Raw genomic sequence first — 19,446 nt, 5'->3', positions numbered from 1 at the left:
CAAGCGTGATATATAACGCTGAAAGGCACGTTGCCGCGCAGCTTCCCGCGTGACAACGCTCGATCACGACGCTGGCACGCGGAGACTGACGATGGTTCGGCTGGTGATGATCCTGCTAGGGGTCGATTATCTGCGCACCCGTTGGCGCGCTCTGACGACGGCAGGCTGGATCAGCGTCGCAGTCGGCATCGCGGTCTTCATCGATGCGCTCGACAGTGCGCTCTACTTCCCGATCACGCCGTTCGCCTGCCTGTTCCTGCTCGAGGGTCTCGCCACGCTCGCGGTCGCATGGACCGGCATGGGCGGCCAGCGCACGCTGCGTTACGTGAAGGGCATTACGTTTTGCGTCGCCGCGCTTCTGATTCTCGCCGGCCATCACCACGGTAATTTCATCCTGTCGATGATCTTCGGCACGCTGTTTCTGACCGATGGCCTGTTGCAGATCATCTCCGCACGCGTCGTGCGTTATCGAACCTGGCGGCTGGCATTGACAGGTGGGGCGATCGAAATCGCGCTCGCCGTTTTCTTCTATCAGCCGTTCCCGACGCACTACGTGGGCACCGTGCCGTACTGCCTCGGCCTTGGGCTGATGTTCGGCGGCTGGAACATGATCTTGCTGGCCTCGCGCGTGCGGCGGCTGTCGACGAATCCTGCCGTCGCAGCCGATGACGCTGCGCAAGCCGCCAGCGCGACCGCCGCGTCGCAGCAGGCGGCCCCGGCGGTGGTGGAATGGGACGGGCCCCCGGCCGCAGATGAACCCGCGCTGACCGTGCATGTGTGGACGCCGGTGGGGTCATCGAAGGGCGAGGCGCGTCGCCAACCGATCATCGACCGCTACATCGCCGCGGTGGACCGCAACGGCGTCATCTCGACCGGCCACGCGGCGCTCGAGTCGCCCGAAGGGATCTATATCAGCCTCTATCCTGGCGTGGAGATCGACCGCTCGCCGGACGAGTTCTCGCGGCTCTTGCGCGCCACCCGCGAGAACGACGTACCGGGTCTGTTCCAGCCGGACTACGGGACTGAATCGAAGGCATGGTGCGAATCGACCACCCAGGTGCGCATCCGCAACTACGATCCTGAGCGGCTGCGGCGCTTCTGGGAAACCTACCGGCAGGATACGACCTACAACCTCACTTATCGCAATTGCTCCAGCACGGTTTCGCGCGCTCTGGAAGCGGCGATCGAAGGAGCGTCCGCGCGTGTCTGGGGACGGCATGACGGGTGGAAGCCGTTTCTGAGGGTGATCAGCACGCCCGAATTGTGGGTCGCTGCGCAGGTGCGCAAACGGGCCGCGACGATGGCATGGACCCCCGGTCTCACGCTCGACTACGCGCGTGCCCTCAGTATGCTGGCTGACCCGCGGCCGTCTGGCTGGGTCAAGATGGCGCGTCTCGCGTTGGGCAAGATGTACCGCTCGCGGCGGCAATGGGCGCAGGAGCAGAGAGCGGCGTCGAGCGTGCACGAGGGCGAGCGTACAGACACCGCAGGACGGGGTGTGTAGCCGTCCAGCGGGGCGCAAACACGCCCTGACAGCGCAGGCATTCTGACCGGATTCAGTGTTACCCGGTAAAGTCGAAACACATCAAAGACTTACCGATTTCCCTGGCGAGTTATCAACAGATTTATAAACGTTTTCTGTTGATAACTCCTGGGTCTTCCACACGGGACACGCCGACCCATAACGATGCGAGCCGCATTGGCGGCGCCATTCACCGACGCTGTCAAGTCTGCCAGGTAGACGCTCCGCGCCTGTGCACAAGCTGATTCGGCCAATCGCATCCAAATGAATGCTTTCAACTAATCTGGCAGGTGTATGCTGGGCCGGAGGATGTTTTCTGCGCAATCAGTGCACCACCCTGAACGTTAGACGCGGCTACATAACGCCGGTGGCAAATGCTGCCGATCCTGCAGCAGCAGGTTTTCAAGGGCGGTCATGTGACTACCGAGTTGATAAAGGAGGTCGGCAAGACGACCGAGCCGCAACGTCTTAGCGTGCGGCACGTGAGCGTCTACCGTTACGCCGAACCGGTGCGCTTCGGCGAACACCGGATGATGTTCCGGCCACGCTCGGGTCACGATGTGCGCGTCGTCGCCACCGAGCTTGTCATCACCCCGACGCCCTCGCGACTGCACTGGCTTCACGATGTATTCGACAATTCTGTGGCGATCGCCAATTTTTCCGGCGAGGCGTCCGAGCTGCAATTCGATAGCCAGGTCACGCTCGAACACTACGAGTCGCCGCTTCCCGATTACGCGCTTGAACCGTACGCTGCTACGTGGCCCTTTGCGTACACGAATGAGGAAGCGTCGGATCTCGTGAATGCGCGCAGCCGGCAATATCCGGACGACGAAGTGAATGTCTGGGCCCGCCGCTTTCTGGCCAAACGTGGACCCACCTCCACGATGACGATGCTGCGGGCCATGACGCAGGAGATCAAGAGCGGTTTTCGCTACGTACGGCGTGCGGAAAAGGGCGTGTACCGTCCCGCCGATACGTTGCGCCACCGCAGCGGCAGTTGCCGCGACTTTGCGGTGCTGATGATGGACGCGGTGCGCTCGCTGGGGCTCGCCGCGCGCTTTGTGAGCGGCTACATCTTCGTACCGGAATTCGATACGACATTGGGCGGCGGCGCAACGCATGCGTGGTTGCAGATTTACCTGCCGGGCGCGGGCTGGGTCGATTTCGATCCGACCAACAGCATCATCGGCAATCGCCATCTGATTCGCGTGGCGGTAGCCTGGAACTACTATCAGGCGCTCCCGTTGTGGGGCACCTGGCACGGCGCAGCGCATTCATTCCGTGGCCTGCAGGTCGACGTGTGCGTGACTGAAGATGTCTGACGGTTTTATTTGAGGCGAGGATGGGGCGATGAAATTGCGCGTTGGTTACGAACTGGTCTACGAGTGTGAGCAAGCCACTCCGATGCTGCTGATGTTGAACACCCACTACTCGCGTGTGCAGGATGTCTTGAGCGCCGATGTGCTGAAGGTCGATCCACCGGTTCCGATCACGCAGTATCGCGACGGCTTCGGCAATCTGTGCAGCCGCATCGTCGCGCCGGCGGGACAGATTGCACTGTCGACCACGGCCGTGCTCGAGATTTCCGCCGAGCCGGAAACGATCGAGCCGAACGGCTATCAGCATCCGGTCGAAGAGCTGCCCAGTGAGACGCTGGTGTATCTGCTTGGCAGCCGCTATTGCGAAACCGATCTGCTGAGCGATCTCGCGTGGCGTCTGTTCGGCAAGACGCCACTCGGCCGTCCGCGTGTGCAGGCGATCTGCGATTACGTGCATCGTCATATCGTGTTTGGCTACCATCACGCGCGGCCGACGAAAACCGCCTGGCAGGCATGGAATGAGCGGACCGGCGTGTGCCGCGACTTCGCGCATCTGGGTGTCGCGCTGTGTCGCGCGATGAATATTCCGGCGCGTTATTGCACGGGCTATATCAGCGACATCGGGGTGCCGCCGCCGTATTCCGCAATGGACTTTGCTGCATGGTTCGAGGCTTATCTGGGCGGTACCTGGCAGACCTTCGATCCGCGCAATAACGTGCAACGCACGGGCAGGGTGTTGATGGCGCACGGGCGCGATGCAGCGGACGTGGCATTGAGCAATACGTTTGGGCCGACCAAGCTGGTCAGCTTCAATGTGCATTGCGCGCCGGAATCGGAGACGGCGGTTGCGCCTTCGGCTTGAGGGCGCCCGGGTACGTCCGTTGTCAAGGCGCGCGTACCTATGGCATCCTTACGCCATGCAGCCAATGAACCTTTCCCTGCTTCACGCCTGGTGGCGCTCCTGAAGGAGCGGCATCGTCACGTCTTTACTACGACCATGGCCGCCGCAGTCTGGCTGACATGGTGCTGTATCCCCGGTTAGCCTGTCCTGCGGCGGCGTTTCAAGAGAGCCCGTTTATGCAAGACAGCACCGCCTCCCCGCGCCGTACCGTCCTCACTGGCGACCGTCCCACCGGTGCGCTCCATCTTGGCCACTATGTCGGCTCGCTGAAAACCCGTCTTGCGTTGCAGGAGACGCATCAGCAATTCGTGCTGCTCGCGGACACGCAAGCCATGACCGATAACGCGCACGATCCCGACAAGGTGCGCCGCAACGTGCTGGAAGTCGCGCTCGACTATCTGGCGGTCGGCATCGATCCTCGCAAGACCACGATCGCCGTGCAGTCGGCTCTCCCCGCGCTCGCCGAGTTGACCCTGCTGTATCTGAACTTCGTGACCGTCGCGCGCCTCGAGCGCAACCCGACCATCAAGGAGGAGATTCAGGCGCGCGGTTTCGGCCGCGATATTCCGGCGGGCTTTCTTTGCTATCCGGTCGCTCAGGCTGCCGACATCACCGGTTTCAAGGCGCATGTCGTGCCAGTCGGCGAAGACCAGGCGCCGCTGATCGAACAGACCAACGAGATCGTGCGCCGTATCAACCGTCAGGTCGGCAGGGACGTGCTGCCCGAAGCAGAAGCGTTGATTCCGGCCATGGGCCGCCTGCCCGGCGTCGACGGCAAGGCGAAGATGAGCAAGTCGCAGGGCAACTCGATTCCGCTTTCATCCTCAGCCGACGCGATCCGCGATTCGGTCAAAAGCATGTACACCGATCCGAATCACCTGCGCGCCTCCGATCCCGGCACCGTGGAGGGCAACGTGGTCTTCACGTATCTCGACGCCTTCGACGAGGATCGCGCTACCGTCGAGCGCCTGAAGGCCGAGTATCGCGCGGGCGGCCTCGGCGACATGGTGGTCAAGCGCCGTCTCGAGGAGCAGCTGCAGGCTTTGATCGCACCGATTCGGGAGCGGCGCGAACAGCTCGCGCGCGATCCGGGCCACGTGTTCGATATGCTGCGCGAAGGCACGCAGCGAGCGAAAGACGTGACCCAGGCCACGCTGGATGAAGTGCGCGCGGCGCTCGGCACGTTTTCGTTCGATGCGGTGGTGCGTTAAAAAAGCGCGTCAAACAGCACTTTAAATCGCGCTTTAAATAGCGCGTTGAAAACTACTGCATCGCGCGGACGGCTTCCTGCATTTCTTCCATCGACACATCGCGCGTGTGCGTCGCCACCGACCAGCGGTGCCCGAACGGATCTTCGAGCTGGGCGAAGCGGTCGCCCCAGAACATATCGGTGGGCGGCATCGTGACACGGGCGCCGGCCGCGGCCGCTTGCTCGACGGTGGCGTCGACGTTCGTGACGTACAGGTGAATCGCGACCGGCGAGCCTTTCAGCGACTTCGGTCCGAGCATCGAGCAGCCGGCCATTTCATCGACCAGCATGAGCATCGAGTCGCCGATCTTCACGCATGCGTGCATCAATTTGCCTTCCGGACCAGGCAAGCGGAACTGCTCGACAGCGCCGAAGGCCTCCGTGTAAAACCTGATCGCGTCGGCGGCGCCGGCGCAAATCAGATGCGGGGTGAGCGAATGCATTCCTTCCGGAATCGGTTTCACAGCGGCTGCAGACATGGTGGTCGCTCCTCGAATGGGCGGGTTGACGAGTCAGAAGGCCCAGCCGTTTTCAGCAGGGCTTCATCAACACGACGAGCGAACAGACGGACAATCGACACGGTCGCCGGGAAATTTTGCGCACCGGTGTGCGTTGTGTTGTGTTGTGTTGTAACGGCGTAAATGCGGATGGCTAAACAGAAGCCGTTATGATGAGATTTGTGCAGAGCATCATGTTGCGAATCATCGAAGGTGAATTTCGAGTGACGCCACGTGCCGCAAGCCGTGACAAATGAATACTCGCGGCCGCCGGCCGCCTGGAGGCTGAACTGAGCCTGCCTTCCGGTCGCAGGTGTCATGATTCAAATAAATATTGAGAGAGAGGGCGGAAGAGCTATGAACGGGCGCTTACATCCGAGTTTTGTCCCAGGTGTGCACGCCTGGCCTGGCTCGGACAGGCCTACGTGCTGAAGGGGCGGCTATGCACCACGATCGCAAAGCCGCTGCGCCTGTGCAGAGCAGCGCACTCGACGCCGCACCCTACGGCGCGTTCATCTACACGGCGGACGGCACCTTCCGCTACGTCAACGCCGCCTTCGAGCAACTGACCGGGTATCGGGCGGAGGAGCTGATCGGGCGCCGCAGTTTCGATTCGTTGCACGACCCGGCGGAACTCGCGCGGCGCCGCGGCGAATTGCCGGGCGTTGGGAACTGGGGCGTGGGCACGCCGGGTTCCGTGTCGCCGGGTTCGTTGATGGCCCCGACCCGCTACGAAAGCGAATGGACCTACATCCGCCGCAACAACACGCGGATGTCGGTCATGCTGGCCGTGTCGCCCTTGCCGGCCGGCGAAGCGGTGCCACAACGGCTCCAATCCGCGGACGAACCGCTTGCCTTCGATAGCCGCGCGAAGGACGATTGCGCAAGCTACGTAGGCATGGCCGTCGAGATGACGCGCTACGCCCAGTCCGAAGCCCGCCTCTGGTACGTCTCGCACCATGACGGCGTGACGCGCCTGCCGAACCAGACCCTCTTCACCGAGCGGCTCGATCTGACGCTGGCGCGTTGCCGCCGCGACGGCACGGGCTTTACCGTGCTGCTCGTCGAACTGAACTCCCTGCGCAAGCTGCGCGATGCGCTTGGCTCCTACGCGGCTGAGCTCGTACTGCAAATTGTCGGCGAGCGCCTGCGCGGCCTGATTGCCAACGAGGGCACGATTGCCTCGGTCAGCGGCACGCAATTCGCGCTACTGGTCAACGAGACGGGCGCGGCGGTCGACGCCCTGGCCGCTGCAGCGCTGGCACGCGTTGCCGAGCCGATCGACTGCTCGGGCACGACGATCACGGTGACGGCAAGCATCGGCTGCGCGGCGTATCCGGAACACAGCGCGGAACACGGCGACGATGTGCCGACGCTGATGCGGCGCGCCAACGTCGCGTTGTCCGCGGCGAGCGGCGCGGGCGGCAACGTGATGCGGCGCTTTTCAGCGGCGCTCGACGGACAGGCCGCGCGCCGCTTCGAACTCGAAACCATGCTGCGCGATGCGCTTGACCGGCAGCAACTGCATCTGGTCTACCAGCCGCAGATCACGCTCGCGACCGGGCGCATCGCCCAGGTCGAGACCCTGTTGCGCTGGAATCATCCGCAACGCGGCCCGATCAGCCCGGTCGAGTTCATCCCGGTCGCGGAGGAGGCGGGTCTGATCGAACGGATCGGCGAATGGGTGATTCGGACCGCCTGCCGCGATGCTGGCAAGCTGTTGCGGCTCACCGGCGGCCTGCCGCGGGTGGCAGTGAATGTGTCGCCCCAGCAGTTCCAGCGGCAGAATCTGCTGGCGACCATCGAAAGCGCGCTGCACGACGCGGCGCTCGATCCGTCCTACCTCGAAGTGGAAATCACCGAAGGCGTCCTGCTCGGCGACACCGAGGAAGCGTTGCGCACGCTGCATGCGCTGCGCAAGCTCGGCGTCGAAGTGGCGGTGGACGATTTCGGTACGGGCTATTCGAGTCTGGCCTATCTGACGCGCTTTCCCCTGAACCGGCTCAAGGTGGACCGCTCGTTCGTCATCCGGATGATGAGCGACCCGCAATGCGCGGCGCTCGTCGGCGCCATCATCGCGATGGCCCACGCGTTAAAGCTCCGCGTCACGGCGGAAGGCGTGGAGACCGAGGAGCAGGCCGAGCGCCTGCGCGAACTGGGTTGCGACGAGGTGCAGGGGTACTGGTTCGCGCGTCCTCTCAGTCTGTCGGCACTGCGCAACCTGCTTGCGCCGCTGGGGGCATGAGTTTTGGCACGCGGTTTCGTCTTTTTCTCGCAACCATCGGACGGCCGGTTCGAGAAATTTTTCGAATCAATCGACAGCCTTGTGCCAAAATGGCGCGCAAATTGGTTTACGATCGGGGCTGCCTGAATATTACGTTTTGCCTTCTGCTGGGGGTGTTCTCCGGCGGCGTCTTCTGGCAAAATTTGCGGTCCGAAACATTCGCTCATGTTGGGTAATCCTCTCCTTCAGGGCGAATCCTTGCGTTAAGAACCGTTCGGTCGGGGGCTACCACCTGGCAGATGTTGCGTCGCATATTTTTCGTGTTATGGTATGCAACTTCTCGAAAATTGGCGGCAGAGCGTAAGTATGACCGCAGGGAATGTATGAATCTGTAATAAGTTGGAAGTAGTCCGCATGTAATCGAAGTAAGTCCCGCAGCCACAAAACCGTTCTATACTCCTGACCTGCTCGGCACGAGAAACAGAGCGTGAAGTGTGCGATGCCGTGCGAAGGTGATACCTCCGGCATCAGACTGCGGTAGACCCAAGAGACATCACCCATCCGCGCCGTGGGCCAGAGATTGGAAAAACAAGCGGCGGCGGTTCCCATGTTGCATTGAAATCTTGTCGCTTATCCTGCATGAAGGTTCAAACACTATCGGCCCGCAGCGCCAGGGCGCTGACATTTATCGGCCTGAGCGTCACAGCAGCCTCGGCCTTTGCCACCGACTCTTTTGTGGTTCGCGACATCCGGCTCGAAGGCTTGCAACGCGTCGAACCGAATACCGTCTTCGCGTACCTGCCCATCAAGCAGGGCGACACTTTCACTGACGACAAGGCCTCGCAGGCCATCCGTGCGCTGTACGCGACGGGCTTCTTCAACGACGTCAAGATTTCGACCGAAGGTAACGTCGTCGTCGTGCAGGTGCAGGAACGTCCGGCAATCGGCACCATCGATTTCTCGGGCCTGCACGAATTCGACAAGGACAACCTGAACAAGGCGCTGAACTCGGTCGGTTTGTCGCTGGGTCGCTATTACGACAAGTCGCTCGTCGACCGCGCCCAGCAGGAACTGAAACGCCAGTACCTGACGCACGGCTACTACGCAGCCGAAGTCACGACCACGGTCACGCCGATCGACCGCGACCGCGTCGGTCTGCTGTTCTCGGTGATCGAAGGTCCGAGCGCGAAGATCCGCCAGGTCAACTTCATCGGTAACAAGGTGTTCAGCGACGGCACGCTGCGCGATGAAATGCAGCAGTCCACGCCTAACTGGTTCTCGTGGTACACGAAGAACGACCTGTACTCGAAAGACAAGCTGACCACCGACCTCGAGAACATCCGCTCGTACTATCTGGATCGCGGCTACCTCGAGTTCAACATTGACTCGACTCAGGTCTCGCTGTCGCCGGACAAGAAGGACATGTACCTCACGCTCACCCTGCATGAGGGCGAGCCGTACACGATTTCGGGCATCCATCTGGCCGGCAATCTGCTGGACCGCGAGGCGGAGCTTTCGAAGCTGGTCAAGATCAAGGCGGGCGACCGTTTCTCGGCTGCCAAGCTGAAGGCTGCCACGAAGGCCGTGGTCGACAAGCTCGGTGAATACGGTTACGCGTTCGCCACGGTGAATGCGCAGCCGCAGATCGACCAGCTGCACCATACCGTCGACCTGACGCTGCAGGTGGATCCGAGCCGCCGCGTCTACGTGCGCCGCATCAACATTATCGGCAACACCCGCACGCGCGACGAAGTCGTGCGCCGCGAAATGCGCCAGCTCGAAAGCTCGTGGTTCGATTCGAGCCGTCTGGCGCTGTCGAAAGACCGGATCAACCGTCTCGGCTACTTCACCGATGTCGACGTGACGACGATACCGGTCGAAGGCACGGCGGACCAGGTGGACGTCGACGTGAAGGTCACGGAAAAGCCGACTGGCTCCGTTACTCTCGGTCTCGGCTACGGTTCCGGCGAAGGCCCGATCATTTCGGCAGGCGTGTCGCAGGACAACGTGTTCGGTTCGGGCACCAGTCTCGCGGTGAACGTGAATACCGCAACGACGTTCCGTACGCTGACGGTCACCCAGGTCGACCCGTACTTCACGGTGGACGGCATCAAGCGTATTACCGACGTCTACTACCGTACCAGCGAGCCGCTGTACTACTCGAACACGACCGACACGAGCTTCCGCATCATCACCGCAGGCGCGGATATGAAGTTCGGCATTCCGTTCTCCGAATCGGACATGGTGTACTTCGGTCTCGGCTTCGAACAGAACCGTCTCGACGTCGACGCCACCACGCCGCAAAGCTATATCGACTACGTGAACGACTTCGGCCGCGTGTCGAACAACGTGCCGCTGACGATCGGCTGGTCGCGCGACAATCGCGACAGCGCACTGGTGCCGAGCCGCGGTTACTTCACGCAGGCGAACGCCGAATGGGGCTCGCCGATCGGCAGTACGCCTTACTATAAGGCCGACCTGCAGGCACAGTATTACTACTCGTTCGCGCGCGGCTTCGTGCTGGGCCTGAACTTCCAGGGCGGTTACGGTAACGGTCTCGATGGCAAGCCGTTCCCGATTTTCAAGAACTACTACGCCGGCGGTATCGGTTCGGTGCGCGGCTACGAGCCGAGCTCGCTGGGTCCGCGCGATGCGACCACAGGCGATCCGATCGGCGGTTCGAAGATGCTGGTGGGTAACATCGAGTTGACGTTCCCGCTGCCGGGCACCGGCTACGACCGCACGCTGCGCGTCTTCACGTTCTTCGACGGCGGTAACGTCTGGGGCGACGAAGGCAGCAGTATCGGCGCGAATGGCCTGCGCTATGCGTATGGTGCGGGTCTCGCGTGGATCTCGCCGATCGGGCCACTCAAGCTCAGCCTTGGCTTCCCGCTCGTCAAGCACTCCGGCGACCAGTACCAGAAGTTCCAGTTCCAGATCGGGACGGCGTTCTAAGTCTCGCATCAAGTCGCAAAACGAGGGCAGCCGGCGGCTGCCCTCAGTCGTTTACTGTCCCTCGCTGCACCTCTCTGCGCACCTTGCGGGCCTTCTGCCTGTACGACACGCCGCCGCCGCGAGCGCTGCGGCGCGTGCTGCCGTCCTCAGAGCAGCAAATATGAAAATCAGGTAGGGTTCTTGCCGCGATTACAGCGCACAGTCGTGCGCGTATGCTGCATTTGCCGACCCTCGGCGTTCTTCGTTCGAGGCTCGGTTCTTGAGAGATGCCGCTCCGGCGAGACGCGGCGAGAGGAAGAGACATCATGGATAACAACGGAACTGGACCAACCCACCCACACCCCCATCCCAGCGAACGCCGACGCGGCATCGTAGCCGGGCTCGTCTACGTGTTCGAGCAGGTTATGCCGGACCCGTTCGTCCTATCAATCGGTCTGACCGTGGTCGTCATTCTGCTGGCGTTCGCCTTTGCGCCGCACGCCACTGTCCCCGTGATCCTGACGTCCTGGTATGGCGGTACCTTCAACATTCTAGGCTTCGCGCTGCAGATGATCCTGATTCTGGCGACGGGTTACGCCATCGCCGAGGCGCCGCTCGTACAACGCGGTCTGCGGGCGATGGCAGCCGGCGTGAGCACACCAGCACGCGCCGCGCTGCTCGTCTTTCCGATCGTCGCGGTGGCCGCATGGTTGAACTGGGGGCTTGGTCTGATCGTCGGCGCGTTGCTGTCGCGCGAAATCGCGAAGCGCGTGAAAGTGGACTTTGCGTGGCTCGTTGCGGGCAGCTATTCGGCCTGGTCGGTCTGTAACAGCGGGCTGTCGAGTTCGATCGCGTTGTCGCAGGCTTCGCATGGCAATGCCTTGAACCTGGTGGAGAAAGCCACCGGACAGGTGATTCCGCTGAGCCAGACTGTGTTCGCCCCGTTCGTCTTCATTCCGACTGTGCTGGTGGTGGTGGTCATGACGGCGATCTTCATCCGGATGCACCCGAAGCCTGAACACGTGGTCGCTTTTAGCGAAACCGCGCCGGAAGCGGGCGCCGCGACGAATGGCAGCGCGCAAGCCCAGGCGGACGCCGATCCGCATGCGCGTGGCGCGTCGCCGACTTCGCTCGCCGCCCGCGCCGAGCGCTCGATGCTGGGCACGCTGATCCTGCTCGTGCTGGGCATCGGTTATCTGGCGATGACCTGGTCTGCGAAGGGCTTCGAGCTCGACATCAACACGACGATCCTGATCTTCCTGCTGGTGGGGCTCGCGCTGCAGCGCACTCCCATCGCCTACGCCGATGCGATCCGCCGCGCCGCGCGGCAGACCGGTTCGATGCTGCTGCAGTATCCGGTGTACGGCGGCATCATGGGCATCATGACGGGGACGGGCCTCGCATCGACGATTGCCAAGACCTTCGTCGCGATTGCCACACCGGTGACGCTGCCGGTGCTGAGCTATCTGAGTTCGCTGATCATTACGCTGCTGATTCCGAGCGCGGGCGGCCACTGGGCCGTGCAGGGGCCGTTCGTGCTGCCGGCGGCGCTGAGCCTGCATGCATCCGTACCGCGTACCGCGATGGGCGTGGCGATGGCCGAGAACGTCTCCAATATGCTGCAGCCGTTCTGGGCAGTCCCCGTCGTGGCGATTGCGGGGATTCGCATTCAGCGCGTGATGGGCTACACGGCTGTCACCTTTGCGGTGTCGCTCGTGATTTACGGTGTTGCGCTCTGGCTGATTCCGTAAGCGTCGCAATGACGGACGGACTCACCGACGCCACGCGCATGCACGACAACGGTGCGCGTGGCTCGCGGTGAAATTCCGGTGAGATCCAGCGAAACTCAAATGGACGGCGCCACCATCAGAATGGCGATGACTTCACCTGCCGTGGCGATCGCTACAGCCGATTCGACCGGATTGGTGTTGAGGAACGTCCACAGGTCGATATCGTCGCGGAACTGACTCCAGGTGCCGAAAAAACCCAGCGAGAGAATCAGTCCGAACAGCAGGCTAAAGCCCAGTGTGATGCCTAGCCACTTGTCCTGACTCAGCAGATTGGCGGCGAAGGAAAAGGCAGCGAGACAGACGACCTGGGCGGCCAGAACAATGAGCATGCCGGGATGGTACTGGATGCCTTTATACGTAAACGAGCGCGACAGGCGTGAGCGCTCATAGCGGTTGCCCATGGTCTTTCCTTGCGAGTCCCGGCTCGCCAAACGTGCGGTGGTAATGTTAACGGTACGCCCAAATTCAATGAAGTCAAGGCACACCGGCTAAGGATAAGCGAGTAAGGATACCTACGGAATCCTGTCGCCGGTCCGCTCACGGTTCGGCGCAGGCAAAGCTGCTTGCGCGATTGATATTGCCGTTGCCGACATAGCGCGGAAAGGTCGGATACCGGCAGATCGGACGTGTGCGCCCGTTAGTGGCCAAGGCGATATCCGTCGCCGTCAGCGTCTCCGGCGCCACACCGTGCGTGACCCAATTGTCGAGTGCGCCGAGCAGGTCGACCGACGGAATGAACACACCATTGCCGTGCTGATAACCCGGCACCATGTAGAGGCGCATGAACGCATCGACCTTGTCGTTGCCAAAACGCCTGTTGAGCGCTTCGTAGTACGCAATGGTCTGGTTCGGGCTGATGACTTCGTCCGCGAGGCCCTGCAGCGTGATCAGTTTGCCGCCGTGCGCGATGTAGCGCGACAGGTCGGTGTCCATCGCGCCGATCGTTTCCGAAAGCGCGAACAACTGCTGCCGGTAGCGCCCCGGATGCAGCGGATCGAAGTTCAGCGAATTGAACTTCGCATCCTGAGTGACGAAGTAGCGCACGTAACTGTCGCCTTGGGTGAACATATAGCCGTTGGCAACAAACGTGGGCAGCGGCAGGCGCACGGGGTCATGTCCAAGACCGAGTGCGCTGGTGAAACGCGTGCCCTCGAACACGTTGTAGCCTGCATAGCGATTCGCGTTCCACGCGAGCGGGTAGGGCAGGGACAGGCCGTCGGTGAGCACGCGCAGCGTCGCGATCTGCGCTTCCGTCAGACACGCGTCGTTGTTGCCCGATGACGCGACGGGCATCGACGGCGTGGATGGCGGGCAGCGCAACGAATCGATGATCTCCTGCTCGTGCTGGCGGCATCCCTCCACGTCGCTGACGATGCCGTCGGCGGCGCCGTCGAGTTTGTCGCAGATCTCCAGCGAGCGTTGATAGATGCGCTCGAGCATCGCAGGCGGCAGGTAGCCACCCGGCGTGCCGTACTCGGCGTGCCCGAGCACCACACCGAGCAGGCGCACGCCGGAAAAATTCAGCGCGGGCGAATTGGCGATCACGCCGTCGTAGTCGTCGGCAAAACGCTGCATGACCGTGTAGCCTTCGCGGCCGCCGGTCGAGCCGCCCGCAAAGTACATCTTCTCGGGCGGCCGGCCGTACGCACGCTTGATGAGTTCAAGCACGGCATCGTGGGTTTTCTTCAGATGCGCGTAACCGAAATTGATCACAGCTTCGTTGACGAGGCCGAAGTTGGCGAGCGCGGAATTGCCGGTGTGACCGGAGTCGTCGCCGAAGGTCGCATAGCCTTCCGCGAGCGGCGCATGATCCGGCGAGAACGGCATCACGCCGGTGCCGCTCACCACCACGCCGTCATATCCGCCGCCGCCGATCTGCAGTGCGCGGCCGTTCCAGTTGACCGGCAAGTTCAGGTCGAAATGGATATCGGGCGTGTTTGCGTCGAGGGCCAGGATGCTGCCGGTGATCCGGCAGAATTCGCCGCTCTGGTTGCCCGAGGCGGTGGCGGGAATCATGACGGCGCTGTCGATCCGCGCGCCGCGGGTGGGTAAGGCGATCACCTGGGCAGGCAGCGTGCTGCCGGCGAGCGCTGTGCATTGTGCGGCGAGTGCGCCTCTGGACGACAAGGCGGCGGCATCGAGGGGCTTGAAGAGAAGAAGCATCGCGCAGAGCAGCACGGCCATCGCGTACGGCGCCTTGACGATTGCGGCGCGGATGGTTCTGGCGACGCATACGGTCCTTGCCACCACCGCGCTCATCTGCACCCTGCGCCGGTCACGGCGGGGCCCGACGAATCACCTTTCCAGCCGCTCCAGCCGCGTGCGATGACGAGCATCGCGGTGATCGCAACGAGGTCGCCGCTGAGCGCTACGAGCTCGCCGGTGAGGCCGCGAAAGGCATGCGGCGTAGCCGTATCGACGATCAGGGACACCAGCGTGCCGGTCACGAAACAGACGAGACCGGTGCGCCCGACACGTACTACGGCCGGCAAGCGTTCCGCAATCCACGCGATGCTGCCGAGGCGCACCAGGCGGGTAGTCAGCCACAGAATGGCGAGAAAGTTGATCACGCGATCCACCGAGAGATTCTGTTTATACGTGCCGGGCAGTGGCTGCGTCAGCACGAAGAGTTTGACCACGGCGAAGGCAAGCACCGCGGCGAGGCCGGCACGTACCAGCCAGCGCGCCGTGTTCGACGCATGGAAGGCTTCGCTCAACGGATGCAGGCGGCACACGATGCCGAGTACGAACATCAGTTGCCATGCAAACGGATTGAAAGCCCAATCGATCACGTCGTCAATACTGAAGAACGCCGCCAGCGGCCGCGCCGCGGCCCACACGGCCACGCTCAGCAGCAATGCCGTGACAGCCGAACGCCGCGCGAGCGGCACGATGAGCGGCACGCACAACGCGAACATCACGTACATCGGCAAGACACTCGATAGGTACGGCTGGCGTCGCAACACGAGGATATCGAACGCTTCGCGCAGAGGATGACTGGCGAACGGCGGCCAACCGGTCAGCGCGACCATCGGCGGGTTCAGGTGAGACACCGCCAGCAGCGCGCCGGACAGCAGCGTCAACACGGCGGTCAGCAGATATGCGCGGTAAATCTCCCAGCAGCGTTTGACAAAGCGCATCTGCGCGGCCCCTGGACCACGACGTGTCAGCACCGCCGTATAGGCCGCGGCCGACGCATAGCCGCCAAGAAACACGAACACCTCGGCCGAGTCGCAAAACGCGTAGGCGTGCAGCATCAGATGCGACAGCGCGCTGCCGGGAATGTGATCCAGCACGATGACGATCAGCACGATCCCGCGGAAGAAGTCCACTTCGATCGAGCGCCCGCTTCCTGATTCCATGAGTTCCCTGGGGTGAGAGGCCGGCTGGAACAGCCGGGTTCTCGCTTGTAAGAAACACCTTAGGAAGGATCGTTCCCGGTCACAGGCAGCGCCGTGCCTAATGGATTCACAACACTGAATTTGCCTTTTCGGAGCGGGGGTTACAGGGCTGGCCGGCGCGGTTGGCCCGCAATTTGCTCGGTTTGTCGCGCCGGCCGGCGGAATGAGCGCCTTTGCTGAGGCTCGCCCGGGCGGCACATGTTCAATAATCACGTCAGATCATGACGTCACAACCATGACGCAGAATAAGGCTAACGAGCGCGCTGCGCGATTATCTTCAGGGATCGAAGGGATCGACGACATCCTCGGCGGTGGCTTGACGCCGCATCGGATGTACCTCGTGGAGGGCGCGCCGGGCACGGGTAAAACAACCCTGGCGTTGCAGTTTTTACTGAAAGGCACCGCTGAGGGGCAGAGAGGTCTCTACATCACGCTGTCCGAGACGAAGTCGGAACTGATCTCGGTCGCGGCCAGCCACGGCTGGGATGTCAGCCAGTTCAAGATCGTCGAACTGCTCTCCGACGAGGGGCTCGATCCGCGCTACGAACAGACCGTCTTGCAACCCGCTGAAGTCGAGCTGGGCGAGACCGTGCGCGACGTCATCCAGCAGGTGGATGAACTCAAGCCCGTGCGTATCGTGCTGGACAGTTTGTCGGAATTGCGGCTGCTGTCGCAGAACCCGCTGCGCTACCGGCGCCAGATTCTGGCGTTGAAGCGCTATCTGGCGACCCGCGAATGCACGGTGCTGCTGCTCGACGACAACACGGCGGAGCCTGGCGATCTGCAATTGCATAGCATCGCGCATGGCGTGATCAGTCTGGACAGCATGGCGCACGACTACGGCGGCAACCGGCGCCGTCTGCGGATCGCCAAGATGCGCGGCATCAAGTTTCGCGAGGGCTATCACGACTTCTCGCTCGATACCGGCGGCATCAAGGTCTATCCGCGTCTGGTCGCGGCCGAGCACCATGCGAAGTTCGATTCGCATGCGCTCAGCACCGGCAGCGAGCGCTTGAACACGCTGCTCGGCGGTGGCCTGATTCCGGGCACCAGCGCGCTCATGATCGGGCCGTCGGGCGTCGGCAAGACCACGACGGTGGTGTCGTGCCTGATCGCGGCGCTCAAGCGCGGCGAGCGTTGTGTCTACTACCTGTTCGACGAGACGCTCAGCACGCTGTTGCTACGCTGCTCGAATCTCGGCATGGACCTGCAACCGCATATCGATGCAGGACTGTTGCACGTGCGCCAGATCGATCCGGCGGAACTCTCGCCAGGAGAATTTGCCGCGGACGTGCGCGACGCTGTCGAGAACCGCAACATGAAGTACGTCGCGATCGACAGTCTCAATGCCTATCTGCAAGCCATGCCAGGCGAGCGCTATCTGCTGCTGCAGATGCACGAGCTGCTCGGTTATCTGAACCAGAAGGGCGCCATCACACTGCTGGTGCTGGGTCAGCACGGCATCATCGGCGAGGTGCAGAACGATATCGACATCAGTTACCTGAGCGATGTCGTGGTGTTGTTCCGCTACTTCGAGCACGGTGGCGAGGTGTTGACCGCGATCGCCGCGGTCAAGAGCCGTGCGAACGCGCACGAACGCTCGATCCGCCAGTTCCGCCTCGGCGCCGACGGCGTCGAGATAGGCGAGGCACTGCGCGACTTCGACGGCGTACTGACCGGCTTGCCTTCCTACAAGGGCGGCACTGCCTTGTTGTCCACTACGGAAAATGTTATCGCTCGTGCCGGCTAATCCATCCATGGAGCGTCGCGTCCTGATTCTGGCCCCGTTCGGCCGCGATGCCGACGTGATTTCCGAGTTGCTTACCCGGGACGGCCGCTCTTGCGTCCAGTGTGCCGACGCGCAGGCGCTGACGGCCGAGTTGGGCAATGGGGCGGCCACGGCGCTGATCACCGAAGAGGCGCTCGGCGGTGAGCAGGCCGCCGCGCTGTTCGACTGGCTGGAAAGCCAGCCCGCATGGTCCGATTTCCCGATCATCCTGCTCGCCAGCAACCGTGTGTCGCGGCGTTCGGCGCAAAGCCTCGAGGTGCTCGAGCGGCTTGGCAACGTGGTCGTGCTGGAGCGGCCCCTGAACTCCGAAACGCTGCGCCGGGCCGTGACTTCGTCGTTGCGTGCGCGTATCCGGCAGTACGATTCCCGCCGGCATCTCGACGAGTCGCGCCAGCATCTTGCACAACGCATCGAAGCCCAGGAAGCCCTGGTTCAGCTCAATGACTCGCTGGAAAGCAGGATTGCGGCGCGCACGCACGAGCTTGCGTCTGCGAACAACCGTCTGATGAAGGAGATTCACGAGCGTGCCAAGGTGCAGGCCGTGCTGGTCCAGTCGCAGAAGATGGAAGCGTTAGGTCAACTGACCGGTGGCATCGCGCACGACTTCAATAACCTGCTCAACGTCATCATGGTGAACGCGGAATTGATCGCGCGCGTGAGCGCCGATGAGCGCGTACGCACCATGGCCGCGACCGCGAAACGTGCCACCGAGCGCGGCGCGAAACTGACGGGCCAGTTGCTGACGTTCTCGCGCACGAGTAACTTCGATCTGAAAGCGGTGGATGTGGTGGCCTTGCTGCATGGCATGCGCGACATCATCACAGTCTCGCTAGGTTCGACGATCCAGTTCACCACTCACTTCGACGCCGAGGAGTTCTGGACCGAAGCGGACGCCAATCAGCTCGAACTGGCCATTCTCAACCTCGCCATCAATGCGCGCGATGCGATGCCGGGCGGCGGCAAACTCGATGTGCAGGTCGGTCTGCGCACGGCGCCGGATCCCACGCTCGCGGACGGGCACTATGTCGTCGCCGAGTTCCGCGATACCGGCATGGGCATTCCGGTAGACGTGATTTCACGCGTGTTCGATCCGTTCTTCACCACCAAGCCGATCGGCAAAGGTACCGGGCTCGGTTTGAGCCAGGTGTATGGGATTGCCCGCCAGGCCGGCGGCACGGCGCGTATCGAGAGCGAACCAGGACGGGGCACGACGGTGCAGCTATGGCTGCCATTGCGCGAGCGTGTCGTGTCGGAGTCCGAAGCAGTCTCTGCGGTCGAGCAGAAAGTGGAGGGCATCAAGCGGATTCTGGTCGTCGAGGACGACAACGAGGTCCGTGGCATGCTCGTCGACTCGCTCAAGATGCTCGGCTATGTGGTTACCGAGGCGCCGGACGGCAGGGCGGGTCTCGGGCGGCTCGCGAGCGACAAGCCCGATCTGCTGATGGTCGACTTTGCGATGCCTGGGATGAATGGCATCGATGTGATTTCCGCGGCGCGCAAGGTGCGAGATGACCTTCCTGTCATTCTCGCGACAGGATACGCCGACGTCGATATTTCGCGGTTGGCGGTAAGGCGCTGCAGTATTTTGCGCAAACCGTTCCAACTCGACGAACTGGCGCGAACGGTGCGGCTCAGTCTGATCGGATAGCGCGGCGCCGGCGGCAACCGTTGCGGCCTTTGTGGTCAGCGCATTAGGGTTTCCTCTGCCTGCTTAATTGTGTGCCGGTGTGCGATTGTGCTGGGTGGCGCCGATCGATGCGGTCGACGCCGGTTGCATCGGGGCGCGCGTTCGGCAAAACAGAATTCCCTTTGCCGGTGCC

At 62.5% G+C, this 19,446-nt stretch carries 14 protein-coding genes; 9 read left to right on the top strand and 5 right to left on the bottom strand.

The window, feature by feature from the left end; translation table 11 throughout:
- Positions 1 to 91: 91 nt before the first annotated feature.
- The 4 genes from BUS06_RS38770 (at position 92) to trpS (ending at position 4,953) form a co-directional block, all read left to right on the top strand.
- A complete protein-coding gene (locus tag BUS06_RS38770) occupies positions 92 to 1,504 on the top strand; it encodes an HdeD family acid-resistance protein (protein ID WP_074265377.1) in 1,413 nt (470 codons plus the stop codon).
- A gap of 392 nt (positions 1,505 to 1,896) precedes the next feature.
- A complete protein-coding gene (locus BUS06_RS17320; protein ID WP_083611452.1) occupies positions 1,897 to 2,844 on the top strand; it encodes a transglutaminase family protein in 948 nt (315 codons plus the stop codon).
- Between the two features lie 28 nt (positions 2,845 to 2,872).
- A complete protein-coding gene (locus BUS06_RS17315) occupies positions 2,873 to 3,703 on the top strand; it encodes a transglutaminase-like domain-containing protein (RefSeq protein WP_074265376.1) in 831 nt (276 codons plus the stop codon).
- Positions 3,704 to 3,918: 215 nt separating this feature from the next.
- Positions 3,919 to 4,953, top strand: coding sequence for a tryptophan--tRNA ligase (gene trpS, locus BUS06_RS17310; RefSeq protein WP_074265375.1), 1,035 nt, complete (start codon positions 3,919 to 3,921; stop codon positions 4,951 to 4,953).
- Positions 4,954 to 5,005: 52 nt separating this feature from the next.
- Here the strand turns inward: trpS and BUS06_RS17305 are convergent, their stop codons facing one another.
- Together BUS06_RS17305 and BUS06_RS37470 are read right to left on the bottom strand one after the other, a co-directional pair.
- Complete coding sequence (locus tag BUS06_RS17305) at positions 5,006 to 5,470, bottom strand: VOC family protein (protein WP_074265374.1); 465 nt, start codon at positions 5,468 to 5,470, stop codon at positions 5,006 to 5,008.
- Positions 5,452 to 5,808 carry a hypothetical protein gene (locus BUS06_RS37470; RefSeq protein WP_143787542.1) on the bottom strand — a complete coding sequence of 119 codons (357 nt, stop codon included), beginning with the start codon at positions 5,806 to 5,808 and terminating at the stop codon, positions 5,452 to 5,454. The genes BUS06_RS17305 and BUS06_RS37470 overlap by 19 nt, the downstream gene beginning before the upstream one ends.
- Before the next feature lie 122 nt (positions 5,809 to 5,930).
- Between BUS06_RS37470 and BUS06_RS17300 the strand changes: the two genes are divergently transcribed.
- The 3 genes from BUS06_RS17300 to BUS06_RS17290 all read left to right on the top strand — a co-directional run bounded on the left by BUS06_RS17300 (position 5,931) and on the right by BUS06_RS17290 (position 12,397).
- Complete coding sequence (locus BUS06_RS17300) at positions 5,931 to 7,733, top strand: EAL domain-containing protein (protein ID WP_074265373.1); 1,803 nt, start codon at positions 5,931 to 5,933, stop codon at positions 7,731 to 7,733.
- A gap of 618 nt (positions 7,734 to 8,351) precedes the next feature.
- Positions 8,352 to 10,667 carry an outer membrane protein assembly factor BamA gene (gene bamA / locus BUS06_RS17295; RefSeq protein WP_083611451.1) on the top strand — a complete coding sequence of 772 codons (2,316 nt, stop codon included), beginning with the start codon at positions 8,352 to 8,354 and terminating at the stop codon, positions 10,665 to 10,667.
- A 305-nt stretch (positions 10,668 to 10,972) separates the two neighbouring features.
- On the top strand, positions 10,973 to 12,397 hold the full coding sequence (locus BUS06_RS17290; protein ID WP_074265372.1) for a short-chain fatty acid transporter: 1,425 nt from the start codon (positions 10,973 to 10,975) through the stop codon (positions 12,395 to 12,397).
- A gap of 95 nt (positions 12,398 to 12,492) precedes the next feature.
- On the opposite strand, the gene BUS06_RS17285 is transcribed toward BUS06_RS17290, so the two are convergent.
- From BUS06_RS17285 to BUS06_RS17275, 3 genes are all read right to left on the bottom strand, one after another.
- Positions 12,493 to 12,837, bottom strand: coding sequence for a hypothetical protein (locus BUS06_RS17285; protein ID WP_083611450.1), 345 nt, complete (start codon positions 12,835 to 12,837; stop codon positions 12,493 to 12,495).
- A 136-nt stretch (positions 12,838 to 12,973) separates the two neighbouring features.
- Entirely contained in the window at positions 12,974 to 14,620 is a 1,647-nt protein-coding gene (locus BUS06_RS17280; protein ID WP_143787616.1) for a tannase/feruloyl esterase family alpha/beta hydrolase, read from the bottom strand.
- Positions 14,621 to 14,691: 71 nt separating this feature from the next.
- Positions 14,692 to 15,798: an OpgC domain-containing protein gene (locus BUS06_RS17275; RefSeq protein WP_074265371.1), complete on the bottom strand. Its 1,107-nt coding sequence runs from the start codon at positions 15,796 to 15,798 to the stop codon at positions 14,692 to 14,694.
- Positions 15,799 to 16,072: 274 nt separating this feature from the next.
- On the opposite strand from BUS06_RS17275, the gene BUS06_RS17270 reads away from it, so the two are divergent.
- Positions 16,073 to 17,587 (top strand): ATPase domain-containing protein, encoded by a 1,515-nt coding sequence (locus tag BUS06_RS17270; protein WP_074265370.1) that lies wholly within the window; start codon positions 16,073 to 16,075, stop codon positions 17,585 to 17,587.
- Positions 17,588 to 17,594: 7 nt separating this feature from the next.
- Entirely contained in the window at positions 17,595 to 19,274 is a 1,680-nt protein-coding gene (locus BUS06_RS17265) for an ATP-binding protein (protein WP_074265369.1), read from the top strand.
- The last annotated feature ends 172 nt before the right edge of the window (positions 19,275 to 19,446 follow it).

It is taken from the genome of Paraburkholderia phenazinium, assembly GCF_900141745.1.
GTDB classification, from domain to species: Bacteria; Pseudomonadota; Gammaproteobacteria; order Burkholderiales; family Burkholderiaceae; genus Paraburkholderia; species Paraburkholderia phenazinium_B.
The sequence above is the reverse complement of the archived record's forward strand: the minus strand, read 5'-3'. Positions and strand labels throughout refer to the sequence as shown.